The following is a 13,143-nucleotide window of genomic DNA, read 5'->3' as shown; positions in this document are numbered from 1 at the left end:
GGAGGAAATGAAAAAGTGGCAGAAGATATTCGTCAAAAAAATCAACAAGCAGCAAAGAAACAAGCACAAGTGCGTGAAAAAGAAAAGCAAGCACGCATTGTAGAAATTAGTAATCATTTTTCAGATTTAACTAAACGTAACGCTGAATATATGATTAAGTTAAACAAAGCATTGGATGATTTAGGATTAGATCCTGAAAAAAAAGCAACTGCATTAGAAGATGTTTATGAAGAACTGAAAGTTAAACAAAAACAAGGTTTTACTGCAAGTAAACTCTATGGTCCAGTGAATAAAAAAGCAGATGATATTATAAATGGACCAAAGAGATTGAAAGAACAACAACCACCAAAATTCTGGGAAATGGCATTAGATAATGGATTGTTAATGTTTGCTCTTTTCTGTGTCATGTATGGTTTCATGGGATTATTTTCCAAAACAACGAGTGCAGATGCAGGATGGATTACGCTTTTCTCAACTGCAATTGTTGCAGGTTTAGGATTGGCCGGATTTTATAAGTTTATGGGTGATCCAAAGGCTAAGCACCGAATTTGGCGCGGCATTCTTGCTTTTGTAGGACTAATGGTCTTGTGGTTGCTTGCATTTTCATTAATTGTGAAAATTCCAAAAGAATTAAACCGTCCATTTACTCCAATTGTTGACTTTATTTTTGCTGCAGCTGGCTTTGGAATTCGCTATGTACTTAAAAAGAAATTAAATATTAGATCATTTTAATAAATATAAATAAATACCAAGTTTTTAGTCATCAATTTATTTAAATAACTTTCTTCTTTGTAAAAAGTGATTAAATCGGCTTTTTAATTAAATGCTTATTAAAAAAATATATAATATTTTGTAGATTAGTAAGAAAGTTGTGCAATATGTATACGATTTATCTTACAATCTTTATTAGTATTTATTTATAAAAACGTTCAAATGTGCTAAAATACATAAATATAAGGGGAAGGTTTTTATTGAAGGACAATAAATTTAGTCGCTGAAAAGAATAAACTACTAGATTTGTTATCAAATGAAAATGTGAATTATTTATGTTTAATTGATTGGAGGAGGAATATCTTATGGAATTAGGTAAAAACTTAGAAGAAAAGCGGGAAAATCTTTGTTTTACACAAAAAGAAGTTGCTGATATCTTACATGTATCTCGGCAAACAGTTTCTAATTGGGAACGCGACGTCAGTTACCCAGATTTGGAAAGCTTAGTTTCTTTAAGCGATTTATATCATATTTCAGTCGACTGTTTATTGGATCATGCATTATAATTGACTAAATTGAGTCGGTTCCTTTAATAAAAGCTGAATAAAATAACAAAATAAAGTACCAGAACACTTGTGATTGTTCTGGTACTTTTTAGATGATTTTTACCACTTTCCAACAAGCATCAAAAATCCAGGAATCCAAGCAGTTAAAATTCCTTCAACAATTCCTAAATAACCAACAAATTTTCCTAAGTTTTTATGTAAGTTATTTTCAATAAATCCAGTCAACCACAAGATTCCCCATGCCCACCAGATGATTCCGTAAAGCCAGTTACCACCATAGTTAAAGAAGCATAAAATTCCAGCAGGAATTGTATTAATGGCTACAAATAAACTATACCAACCGTATAAACGTTGATCCAAATCAAAAATGGTATTAATTGCAACATAAAGATATGTGAAGGCAAAAAGTAAGCCCATTGCACTTGCATAGAACCATTCAGGACCTTTATTAACACACGCACCATATCCAATTGCAATAATATTTAAAATTAATCCTAATCCACCAGTGAAAATATTCATTACAGCAATTGACTTATCTTTAATTCCTTCAATTCGATAAAAGCCATTGCTCATCAAAACCATTCCAACATATAACAAAATTACTCCAAGCATATCTATTCCTCCTGATTAGAACCATCGTAAGTTTGATTAAGTAATGTTTTATCTAAACCTTTAATTTGTTGTTCTTTAGTTGTTCGAATTGAGGTGATGCGATCAAGGATAAATAGAATAATAAATGTTAATACCATGACATAAATCGCAACGAGTACTACACCGAATAATTGAATCCAAAATTGATGCCAACCAGCGTGAATGCCATTGATGAGTGGATCTGCAAAAACTCCAATTGAAATGGTTCCAAGTAGTCCACCCATTCCATGAACTCCCCAAACATCTAATGCATCATCCCAGCCCATCTTATCAGCAAATTGAACGCAGAAGAAACAAACAATTGCGGCTAAAAATCCAATAATCAAGGCACTGGTTGGATTAACGTATCCAGATGCAGGAGTAATTGTTGCTAAGCCGGCAACAGCACCAACTAGGGGTTCTGTAAACGAAAACTTATGACCGTCATGGAAATAAGCAATAATTGTCCATAAAATCATTGCAGCAATTGATGCTACTGCTGTATTAGTAATGATAATGGCGGCTTTATCACTTGCATTTAAAGTTCCGCCAGCGTTAAAACCAAACCAACCAAATAAAAGTAACGCAGCACCAATACCAACTAGTCCCATATTGAAAGGTTTTTGTTTGGCTTTATTATGTTCGACTCGCTTTCCAAGATATAAAATGGCAGCTAATCCACTAAAGGCAGCTGCAACGTGAATGACAGTCCCACCAGCAAAATCAACAAAACCCATTTTTTCTAGGAAACCATCGCCCCAAATCCAATGAGCAACTGGGAAGTAAACTAAAATCATCCAACAAATCAAAAATTTGATCCAACCGCCAATTGTTAAGCGATCAGCAGCAGCTCCAGTCATTAATGGAAGAGTAATAATAGCAAACATTAGTTGGTACATAAAGAATAAAATGAATGGAATATAGGCTCCATAATGATGGTTAATATCAAAAAGTAAGTTATGAAAAGCAAAAAATTGTGCAGGATTTCCAATGAATCCACCTAAATCTTTTCCAAAAACTAAACTAAAGCCTCCAAAAATCCATAGTAACCCAACAACGCCAATTGCAATGAACACTTGAAGCATCATTGTTAATGAATTTTTCTCTTGAACTAGTCCGCCATAAAAAAAGGCTAAACCAGGAGTCATTACAAAAACAAGAATCGTAGACAGAAACATATATGTTACATTTCCCATGCTACTTCCAATATTCAAAATATGGGTTAACACATAAATCATCCCTTTTATAAGTACTTTAAGTGTATCTACAAAAATTTAGCTAAATAATATATTAAATTGTTAACAATTCGCAAATACACGTTTGTATTATTACGGAATTGTCATTTAAAAGCAATGGTTTTTGCGAAAACGCTCAATTATTTTGCATTTAGCCGAATTTTTCCCATTTTGAATGACAACTGTGATAAAAATATAACCGTCGCAAGGATGCGATAAAAAATTCTCAAAAGAAGGTGCTACAATGCATTTAACAACGCGTGAACTTGAAAAAATGACGATCACAGTTGCAGCAATGGTTGCGCAGCAACGTAAAGATCGTGGTTTAAAGTTAAATCATCCAGAAAGTGTTGCTTTGATTACTAATGCAGTTGTCGAAGCTGCACGTGATGGCAAGTCAATGAAAGAAGTTGTCAATTTAGGTGGTCAAGTTTTAACTCGTGAAGACGTGATGGAAGGTGTACCTGAAATGATTCCAATGATTCAAGTGGAAGCTACTTTTACAGATGGTACTAAGTTGATTACTCTTCATAACCCAATTCAATAGAGGTGAGATAAATGGTTCCAGGAGAATTTGTTTTAGGTGAAGGTAAAATTAAATGCAATGCAAATTACCCCGCAATTACATTAAAAGTAAAAAATACTGGGGATCGGGCCGTTCAAGTTGGTTCGCATTTCCACTTTTATGAAGCGAATGAAGCATTAGAATTTGATCGCAATAAGGCTTGGGGAAAACGTTTAGATATTCCTGCAGGTACAGCTATACGTTTTGAAGCTGGCGATGTTAAAGAAGTTAATTTAGTTGATTTTGGGGGCAAACGGCGAATCTTTGGCTTTAATGATAAAGTTGATGGTTTCTTAGATGGTGATAAAGCTCCTAAAGAAGATGCCGACTCATTGTATACACGGCGTAAAGAAAATCTTGAACTAGCAAAAGAAAATGAAAAGAAATAGAAAGAGGGATTGGACACATGAGTTTTGAAATGGATCGAAAAACTTATTCGCAAATGTTCGGCCCAACAACTGGCGATAGCGTCCGTTTAGGCGATACAGATTTATATGCTAAGATTGAAAAAGATTATACAGTTTATGGCCAAGAAAGTTTATTTGGTGGCGGTAAAGTTTTACGGGATGGCATGGGAGTGAGTGGTACTGCACTACGTAAAACAGATCCTAAAGTTGCTGATATGGTTATTGGTGGCGTTATTATTATTGACTATACAGGAATTTATAAAGCAGATATTGGTATTCGTGATGGTAAGATCATTGGCATTGGTAAAGGTGGTAATCCTGACACCATGGATGATATTGATTTTATAATTGGTGCAAGTACTGAAGCATACAATGGTCAAGGCTTGATTGCTACTGCTGGTGGCATCGATACGCACTGTCACTATATTACACCAGAAATTGCAGATATGGCATTGGATAATGGCATTACAACGTTATTTGGTGGTGGTACGGGCCCAGCTAATGGTACACGTTCAGCTACATGTTCACCTGGTAAATATAATATTGAGCAATCACTTGAAGCATTTGAGGGTTTGCCAGTAAATGTTGGGGTATATGCCAAAGGCAGTGGTGTAACTCTTGAAACAACTGGAGAACAGATTGAGGCTGGTGCTTGTGGAATTAAAGTTCATGAGGATTGGGGAGCTACAGCATCAACAATTGATCATGCGTTATCTGCTGCGGATAAATATGATGTTCAATTAGCTGTTCATACAGATTCATTAAATGAAGGTGGATTTGTTGATAATACATTGAATGCTATCAAAGGACGCACAATTCACTCGTATCATACAGAAGGTGCAGGTGGGGGCCACGCTCCAGATATCATGGTTGTTTGTGGACAAAAGAATGTTTTACCATCATCTACAACTCCAACAAATCCATATACAAAGAATGAGATTAGCGAATTATTTGATATGACAATGGTTTGTCATAGCTTGGATCCTAATATTCCAGCTGATGTGGCTTTTGCTGAATCACGTGTGCGCAAGCAAACAATTGCTGCTGAAGACGTTTTACAAGATATGGGAGCTATTAGCATGATGTCTGCAGATGCAATGGCTATGGGACGCGTTGGAGAAGTTGCAATGCGTTCATGGCAATTAGCTGATAAGATGAAACGTCAACGTGGACCACTTGAAGGCGATTCTAAATATGATGATAATAATCGTATTAAACGTTATGTTGCTAAATATACAATCAATCCAGCTATTACAAACGGAGTAGCTGACTATATTGGATCACTTGAAGTTGGTAAGTATGCTGATATTGTGTTATGGGATCCGCAAAAATTTGGTACAAAACCAGAAGCAATTTTCAAAGCAGGTGTTGTAAGCTACGGTAACATGGGAGATGGTGGCTCAAGTCTTCCAACGCCAGAACCTCAAAAAATGACAAGATTATATGGTTCTGTGGGAAGATCATTAAGTTCAACACATATGACATTTGTATCATCTTATGCATATAACCACAATATTAAAGACAAATTAGGTCTTAATCGTATCATATTGCCTGTTAAAAATACGCGCGAATTAACGAAACGTGATATGAAACTTAATACCTATACACCATCAACAATTGCAATTGATCCACAAAAATTTACAGTAGCAATTGATGGTAAGGAAATTACTTGTGGACCAATCGATAATATTGCATTGGCACAACGTTATTATTTGTATTAATTAATGGTAAAAGCTATGTCAACCCGTAGGTGTTGGCATAGCTTTGTCTTAAAAGATAGTTTAAATTTAGGAGAAAAATCTATGGAAGTTTTTGAAAAAATTCAAGGCAATATTAATGACCTTAATAATATTGAGAATTATCACATTGAAACAATTATTTTGAAACCAGAAGCTTTAAAAAAAGCTATTCAACGGGTTAAATCAGATCATGGAAATGAATATGGAATTCGCATTGATCGTAATGCACTTCCATTGCATGATGGAGATATTTTAAAAAATAATGGCCATAATATTGTAATGATTCACACAATGGCAGAAGAAATGATCGTAATCACTCCAAATGGAATCGATCAAATGGGAAGAATTGCTCACTTACTAGGGAATACTCATAAACCCGTCAAAATTGAAAATGGCCAAATTATTTTAGAACGTGATCCAGTGGTTGAAAAGATTTTGGTTCATAATCATATTAACTATGAAATAAAGGAAATGACACTCAATGAACCATTGAGTTATGCGGATTTAAGTTATGAAGAATAAAGAAGAATATAAACATATTAAAAAGATGCTTGAAGTATTTCAAATCTGTGATTCAACTTTTCCAATTGGGACTTTTAATCACTCATATGGAATGGAAACATATTTACGCGATAACCAAGTCACAGATAATGATAGCTTTGAAAAGTGGATGCAAACTTTTTTGAAAACCCAGTTTAAGTGGGGAGAAGGCTTACTTGTTAGATTAACAATGGAAGCTTTAAAAAAAGGCCAAATTGATAAAGTTTGGGAATATGATCAACGAATTACTCGTTCAAGTGCTGCGATTGAAACACGTAAAGGTGCACGGTTAATTGCAGAACAAATGATTATTTTGATCCTAAAAATATATGGGGATGACGAGGCGGATGAAATTAAGATGATTCGTCAGTATCAACAAAAAATTAAAAGGGGTCAAGCATTTGGCAACCCTGCAATTGTATTTGCAATGTTCATGGTTTATGAACACATGGATGCAATTGAAAGTGTTAGTTACTATGGCTACAGTATTGTAACTACAATGATTCAAAATGCAGTCCGAGCAATTCCACTTGGTCAAAAAGCCGGGCAAAAAATTATGCATGATCTATTTGATGATGTTTTAACTGTATGTCAAGAAATCTTTGAAATGGACGAAAGTTTACTAGGAGCAAATGTTCCTGGAATTGAATTAGCACAAATTAATCATGAAACAACTGTATTTAGATTATTTATGTCTTAAAAGAAAGGAAAATAACAAATGACAAAACCAGTGATTATTGGCGTTGGCGGTCCCGTAGGTTCAGGGAAAACCACTTTACTTGAAGATATTACTAAGGATATGGCTAAAAAATATCAAATTGCAGTAATTACAAATGATATTTATACCAAAGTCGATGAGGAATATATGAAGGAACATTCAGTTTTACCTGATGATATGATCATGGGAATTGAAACTGGTGGGTGTCCACATACTGCAATTCGTGAAGATGCTTCAATGAACCTTGCAGCAATTGAAGAATTAGAAAAACGTAACCCTAATTTAGATTTAATTTTTGTTGAAAGTGGTGGTGATAACTTGGCAGCCACATTTAGTCCTGATTTGGTGGACTTTTCAATTTATATTATTGGAGTTCCTGAAGGTGAAAAAATTCCGCGAAAAGCCGGTCAAGGAATGATCAAAAGCGATTTGTTTATTATTAATAAAACTGACTTAGCACCATATGTAGGTGCAGATTTAGACCGCATGAAAAAAGATACTGAAAAGTTTAGATCAGATGATAGTTTTATTTTTACGGATTTACGTAAAGGTGAAAATGTTAAAAAAGTTGAAGATTGGATCGAACGGAATTGTTTATTAGTTGATGTAAAATAGGTGATTTAGATGAAAAAATCAATTGATGAGTATGATGGCTATACAGAATTTTCTGTAAAAAATTTGAATAATCGTTCGATTGTTGATAAATACATTTTTAGTGGCCAGTCAAAAATTTCAGCACGGATGAATTTAAATAATGAAAATACTTTATGTTACTTTTTAATCACTATGGGTGGTGGAATAACTCAAGGAGAAGAATATTTGACTAAAATTCACTTAGGTGAAAATAGTCGGGCAATCTTATCTACTCAAGCTCCTACCTATATTTTCAAATGTGAAGATGGAAAAATTAGCAAACAATTTTTTGAAATTAACTTAGAAAAAAATAGTGTGTTGGAATATTTACCAGATAATGTAATTCCTTATGAACATTCTAATTATGATCAAGTTAGTGTAGTTAAAATTGCTAAGGGAGCGAGTTTAATTTATTCAGACGGAATTACTGCAGGATGGGCCCCAGATGGTGCTGATTTTCGGTATGATTATGTGCATATGGATACCCAAGTTTATTATGATGATCAGTTAATGTATACCGATAATTTGATTTTAAATCCACAAGAATTTGATTTAAATGAACTTGGATTATATGACCAATATCGTAATTACAGTAGTTTAATTTCAGTTGACGAACAAATTGATGAAAAATTTGTTCATCAAATGCAAAAAGAAATTACTAAAGGTGCACATTGTAATTTAGGAATTTCTAAGTTAGAAGGTCCGGGTTTAGTGGTTCGAATTTTAGGAGAAAACATTAATGCTAACCGTCAAAAAGAATTTGAAGTAGCAAATTATTTACGTCAAAAATTATTTAATTCACCTGAATTACAATTACGTAAAGATGCAACTTTACGGGCATAGTAAAGAAAGGAGAATGGCATGCATATTCCTGAAAACTATTTAAGTCCTGCAACTTGTGCAACAATGTTTGCAGCAATGGCACCAGTATGGTATGTTTCAGCCAAAAAGGTTAAAGCTCAAATTGAAACTAAAAAGGAAAATTTGGTTCAACTTGGAATTGGAGCCTCGCTTTCGTTTTTAATTATGATGTTTAATGTGCCAATTCCTGGAGGAACAACTGCACATGCTGTTGGTTCAGCTTTACTTGCAATATTACTTGGACCGTGGAGTGCATGTTTGTCAGTTACACTGGCGTTAATTTTACAAGCCTTTTTATTTGGTGATGGTGGAATTTTATGTATTGGAGCAAATGCATTTAACATGGCTTTCGTAATGCCTTTTGTAGGTTATGGGATTTTCTTACTTTGTAAAAAAATCTTTGGTAAAAAAGGAGATCAGATTGGGGCATTTGCCGCTGGTTATTTTGGAATTCTTGCAGCAGCGTTAACTTGTGCAGTTGAATTAGGATTACAACCAGTCTTATTTAAAAATGCGGCAGGACACCCGCTTTACTGTCCATATCCTTTAAATGTAACAATTCCAGCAATGGGTGGGGTACATTTAATTGTGGGATTAATTGAAGGCGGAATCACCCTTGCGGTATATGCATACATTAAAAAAGTTGCACCGCAAACAATTTATAATTCCGCTGATTACAATCAAGATACTCCAAAAGATGAACGAAAATGGAGTAAGGCATTATTGCCAATTATAATTACTGCATTAATCCTATGTCCTTTAGGTTTAATTGCATCTGCTCCTGCATGGGGAGAATGGGATGGTGCAGATATTTTAGCTCAATTGAAAAAATATAACTTGCCGGCAATCATGCCTGAAGGATTTAAACGGGGTAACAATTACCATGCGCTCTTTGATGGCTATGCAATTCCAGGGATGTCACATGGATTAAGCTTAGCCATAGGATATATTCTATGTGCCTTAACAGCTATTGTGATCTTTTTACTGGTTGCTAAAATCGTACAGGCATTTATTAATAAAGATGCAGAAGAATGAAGTGATAAAAAATGCAACTATCAGATTGGATGACAGTCAAAGACGAGTATCAACCAGAAATTAAAAAAAGTGGGTTATTAAAAAATAAAAAGATTATTTCAAATTTACTAGCTAAACTTCAAGTTGAAAGCAAAGTATCAAAAGAACATAAATTTCATCCGATCGTATATTTAACGAATGTGATTATGATTTCATTTATTTTATGTTCAAGCTACAATCCACTTGTAATTTGGCTAACAGGATTATATGAAGGAATCTTATTAATTCGTCAAAATAACCATACCATTGTTAAAATTTTGAAACGTTGCTTAGGGCTATTAGCATTAAATGTGATTTTATATAGTCCAGCATTGATTATGGGAAATGGAAACTGGCTTTTTTTAGTTAAAATGTTTTTTGTCTTTATTGCGTTGATTACATATGCTACAACTACTTCAGTATATGATTTTTTAACTGCATTAAAGCAATTACATGTGCCAAATTTTATTATTTTTCAAGTTGATATTTTTGTAAAACATCTACATGTTTTAGGAAATTTCTTACTTCAAATGCTTCAAGCAATTGAAGCACGCTCGGTGGGTTCAGATAAAGATCAGCATAAAATGTTTGGAGTAATCTTTGGTAACTTATACTTAGAAATGGTTAAATTTGGCAAAGAATTATATAATGCCTTGGAAGCACGTGCCTTTACAGGAAAGTATGAATACATGATTCATAAGCTAAATGCAGTTGATTATAGTTTAATTGGATGTCAAATAGTCGCTTTAGTAATTGCGATCATAATGTGAGGAGTAAAGTAATGTTTGAAGTTAGCAATTTAGGTTTTAAGTATGGCAAAAAACAAGTTTTTGAAGATATTTCCTTTAGTGTCGATGAGGGTGAATTTTTATGCTTAATGGGTCCAAACGGAAGTGGTAAGACAACTCTTTTACAAATGTTTGAAGGCTTTTTAATGCCTAAAGAAGGACAAATAAAATATGAAGATAGAACGATCCAGGAATGGATGAGCAAGTCGTTTACTAAAAAGCAATATCATCAACAGGTGGGAATATTGTTCCAAAATGTTGATATTCAATTATTTAATTCAACTGTTTACGATGAAATTGCATTTGGACCTAAGCAAATGGATTTGCCAGAAGATGAGGTAAAGCAACGTGTAGAAGATTGTTTGCACATTTTTGACTTAGAAAAATTAAAAAATAATGTACCATATCATTTATCTGGTGGAGAAAAAAGAATGGTTGCATTAGCAAGTGTGTTAGCATTAAATCCACGCGTAATTTTATTAGATGAACCGTTAATCGGATTGACAAAGGCTAATCGTCAAAAAATGCTTGAAGTTTTTCGGCAGTTGAATCAAATTGGAAAAACAATTATTTTAATTACTCACTATTATCAAGAAGTTAAAAATTTGGCATCAGCATATTTAATCTTTGAAAATGGAACTGCTCAAAAAGAATCACGTGCAACATTGCAACAAAATAAACATTTAATTGAACAAGTTGAAAAATACTAATTGAATTAAAAATCAAGAAATTTATTTTTTAATCAGAAAAGTTAATTACACTAAAGACTGTAGCACAGGTTGCAGTCTTTTTGTTTGAAAATTTTATAATTAGTCCTAACTTGACAAACTAGTAAATTCTCATAGAATTAAAGAATAATATATAATTAGTAATTTTGCTGGAGGAACATATATACTATGCAAGATAATGCAGGAATTAAACTATTTGCACTGAATTCTAACCCCGAATTATCGCAAAAAATCGCAACGAAATTAGGTGTAAAATTAGGGAATACAACTGTCCAACATTTCAGTGATGGTGAAATTCAAATTAATATTGATCAAAGTGTACGTGGATGTGATGTTTTTGTCTTACAATCAATTTCAGATCCAGTTAATGAAAATTTCATGGAATTAATGGTAATGATTGATGCTTTACGGCGGGCAAGTGCAGGCACAATCAATTGTATTATTCCATATTATGGTTATGCTCGTTCTGACCGAAAAACCCGTCCGCGTGAACCAATTACAGCAAAATTAATTGCTAACTTTTTGACAATGGCAGGAGCAAATCGTGTGATTACACTTGATTTACATGCAGGCCAACTTCAAGGCTTTTTTGATATTCCTGTAGATCATTTATTAGCAATTTATGATCAAGCTGATTATCTTAAACAAAAAGGTTTAGATGAGGATGCAATCGTAGTTGCTCCAGATCATAGTAGTGTAAAGAATGTTCGTAACTTAGCTGAATTATTAAAAGCGCCAATTGCAATTGTTGATAAACGCGATGCTAATCGCGTTAATCCAGAAAATACAGATGTAATTGGGGATGTTGCTGGACACCGGTGTATCATTTTTGATGATATGATCGATACAGGTGCTAAGATGGTTGATGCAGCCGCTGTTTTAAAGAAGGCAGGCGCTACAGAAGTCTATGGTGTTGCAACTCATCCCGTATTTTCTGGTAAGGCAGTTGAAGAATTAAGCAACTCAGAATTAAAAGAAGTTATTGTGACTGACACAATTCAAATTCCAAGTGAAAAACAGTTTGATCAATTACGAATTGTATCAGTAGCTTCTATCTTTGCAAAGGCAATTTCATTGATCTATCATAATCAATCTGTTGATTCGCTTTTTAACAAGAATGATAATATTTAGAAGCTTGTCAAAATAGAAAACTAAAGGTGAGATATGGAAACTCGAAGTGAACGATATAAGCGCCAGAAAAGAGAAAGAAAGCAAAGAAGGCATCGCCGAATTTTTGATTTATTATTAATTCCGCTTGTCTTCATAAGTTTATTAGGTTGTCATCATCTCGAAAGTTTTGCTTCTGAAAAAAAAGCACAAGAAAAAATTGAAAATGAAAAAAAACAAGCGGTTTCAAGTGCTAAAGCTGCACCGTTAGCAATACAATCTTCAAGTTCCAGTGCAGTCAGTTCATCAATTCAAAAAAAGCCAACTGTAATGCGAGTACCAATTAATTGGCAAGAGCCTTCTGAAAATTTACCATATCCAGATATAAGTAAGGTAAAGAATTTTTGGGTAAAGGTCAGTTTAAAGAAGAATCGTACGTATTTGATGTCAGGTAAAAAGGTAATTTACACGATGTACTCAAGTGGAGGAACCTATCACCGAAATAAAAAAGGAAAAGAAGTTAGTAGTACTCCCACCGGCACCTTTCACATTGAAAGCGAACGTGGTTACGAGTTTTATAACGGTGAATTAGGAGAAGGTGCACGTTATTGGCTTTCGTGGAAAGATCATGGGTTATATTTATTCCACTCGGTTCCAATCGATTCAAATGGACAATATGAAGTTAATGAAGCGGAAAAACTTGGAAAAGAACCCGCTTCTCATGGCTGTATTCGCTTATCAGTGCCAGATGCTAAATGGATGATGGAGAATCTGAAAACAGGAACTAAAGTTGTAATTGTTAATAATTAATTGAGAAAGTTAAAAGACTGTGACGGAGGTTGCAGTCTTTTTTTGTATCTGG

The 13,143-nt window shown here is 33.9% G+C and carries 16 protein-coding genes; 14 read left to right on the top strand and 2 right to left on the bottom strand.

Going from position 1 to position 13,143, the window contains the following annotated elements:
• The first annotated feature begins 15 nt into the window (after positions 1-15).
• Together ACWCL1_RS00580 and ACWCL1_RS00575 are read left to right on the top strand one after the other, a co-directional pair.
• Complete coding sequence (locus ACWCL1_RS00580; protein WP_454544983.1) at positions 16-732, top strand: DUF1129 family protein; 717 nt, start codon at positions 16-18, stop codon at positions 730-732.
• Positions 733-1,076: 344 nt separating this feature from the next.
• Complete coding sequence (locus tag ACWCL1_RS00575; protein WP_454544982.1) at positions 1,077-1,277, top strand: helix-turn-helix domain-containing protein; 201 nt, start codon at positions 1,077-1,079, stop codon at positions 1,275-1,277.
• 99 nt (positions 1,278-1,376) lie between these two features.
• Here ACWCL1_RS00575 and ACWCL1_RS00570 read toward each other — a convergent pair whose 3' ends face one another.
• Both ACWCL1_RS00570 and ACWCL1_RS00565 read right to left on the bottom strand, forming a co-directional pair.
• Positions 1,377-1,889, bottom strand: coding sequence for an AmiS/UreI family transporter (locus ACWCL1_RS00570; protein ID WP_454544981.1), 513 nt, complete (start codon positions 1,887-1,889; stop codon positions 1,377-1,379).
• Positions 1,890-1,891: 2 nt separating this feature from the next.
• Positions 1,892-3,103 carry an ammonium transporter gene (locus tag ACWCL1_RS00565; protein WP_454545238.1) on the bottom strand — a complete coding sequence of 404 codons (1,212 nt, stop codon included), beginning with the start codon at positions 3,101-3,103 and terminating at the stop codon, positions 1,892-1,894.
• A 283-nt stretch (positions 3,104-3,386) separates the two neighbouring features.
• Between ACWCL1_RS00565 and ACWCL1_RS00560 the strand changes: the two genes are divergently transcribed.
• The 12 genes from ACWCL1_RS00560 (at position 3,387) to ACWCL1_RS00505 (ending at position 13,091) form a co-directional block, all read left to right on the top strand.
• Complete coding sequence (locus tag ACWCL1_RS00560) at positions 3,387-3,689, top strand: urease subunit gamma (protein ID WP_454544980.1); 303 nt, start codon at positions 3,387-3,389, stop codon at positions 3,687-3,689.
• 11 nt (positions 3,690-3,700) lie between these two features.
• Positions 3,701-4,096 (top strand): urease subunit beta, encoded by a 396-nt coding sequence (locus ACWCL1_RS00555; protein ID WP_454544979.1) that lies wholly within the window; start codon positions 3,701-3,703, stop codon positions 4,094-4,096.
• A gap of 17 nt (positions 4,097-4,113) precedes the next feature.
• A complete protein-coding gene (ureC, locus tag ACWCL1_RS00550) occupies positions 4,114-5,835 on the top strand; it encodes an urease subunit alpha (RefSeq protein WP_454544978.1) in 1,722 nt (573 codons plus the stop codon).
• Positions 5,836-5,916: 81 nt separating this feature from the next.
• Entirely contained in the window at positions 5,917-6,375 is a 459-nt protein-coding gene (locus ACWCL1_RS00545) for an urease accessory protein UreE (protein WP_454544977.1), read from the top strand.
• Positions 6,365-7,093, top strand: coding sequence for an urease accessory protein UreF (locus ACWCL1_RS00540; RefSeq protein WP_454544976.1), 729 nt, complete (start codon positions 6,365-6,367; stop codon positions 7,091-7,093). The genes ACWCL1_RS00545 and ACWCL1_RS00540 overlap by 11 nt, the downstream gene beginning before the upstream one ends.
• Before the next feature lie 18 nt (positions 7,094-7,111).
• Positions 7,112-7,726 carry an urease accessory protein UreG gene (ureG, locus tag ACWCL1_RS00535; RefSeq protein ID WP_454544975.1) on the top strand — a complete coding sequence of 205 codons (615 nt, stop codon included), beginning with the start codon at positions 7,112-7,114 and terminating at the stop codon, positions 7,724-7,726.
• A 9-nt stretch (positions 7,727-7,735) separates the two neighbouring features.
• Positions 7,736-8,587: an urease accessory protein UreD gene (locus ACWCL1_RS00530; RefSeq protein ID WP_454544974.1), complete on the top strand. Its 852-nt coding sequence runs from the start codon at positions 7,736-7,738 to the stop codon at positions 8,585-8,587.
• A gap of 18 nt (positions 8,588-8,605) precedes the next feature.
• Positions 8,606-9,640, top strand: coding sequence for a cobalt transporter CbiM (cbiM, locus tag ACWCL1_RS00525; protein WP_454544973.1), 1,035 nt, complete (start codon positions 8,606-8,608; stop codon positions 9,638-9,640).
• Positions 9,641-9,651: 11 nt separating this feature from the next.
• Positions 9,652-10,428, top strand: coding sequence for an energy-coupling factor transporter transmembrane component T family protein (locus tag ACWCL1_RS00520; RefSeq protein WP_454544972.1), 777 nt, complete (start codon positions 9,652-9,654; stop codon positions 10,426-10,428).
• An 11-nt stretch (positions 10,429-10,439) separates the two neighbouring features.
• Positions 10,440-11,156 (top strand): energy-coupling factor ABC transporter ATP-binding protein, encoded by a 717-nt coding sequence (locus ACWCL1_RS00515; RefSeq protein WP_454544971.1) that lies wholly within the window; start codon positions 10,440-10,442, stop codon positions 11,154-11,156.
• A gap of 186 nt (positions 11,157-11,342) precedes the next feature.
• Positions 11,343-12,305: a ribose-phosphate diphosphokinase gene (locus tag ACWCL1_RS00510; protein WP_454544970.1), complete on the top strand. Its 963-nt coding sequence runs from the start codon at positions 11,343-11,345 to the stop codon at positions 12,303-12,305.
• Between the two features lie 33 nt (positions 12,306-12,338).
• Positions 12,339-13,091, top strand: a complete 753-nt coding sequence (locus ACWCL1_RS00505) for a L,D-transpeptidase (protein ID WP_454544969.1) — start codon at positions 12,339-12,341, stop codon at positions 13,089-13,091.
• Positions 13,092-13,143 lie beyond the last annotated feature (52 nt).

The sequence above is a fragment of the Ligilactobacillus sp. LYQ135 genome, assembly GCF_053711055.1.
The sequence above is the reverse complement of the archived record's forward strand: the minus strand, read 5'-3'. Positions and strand labels throughout refer to the sequence as shown.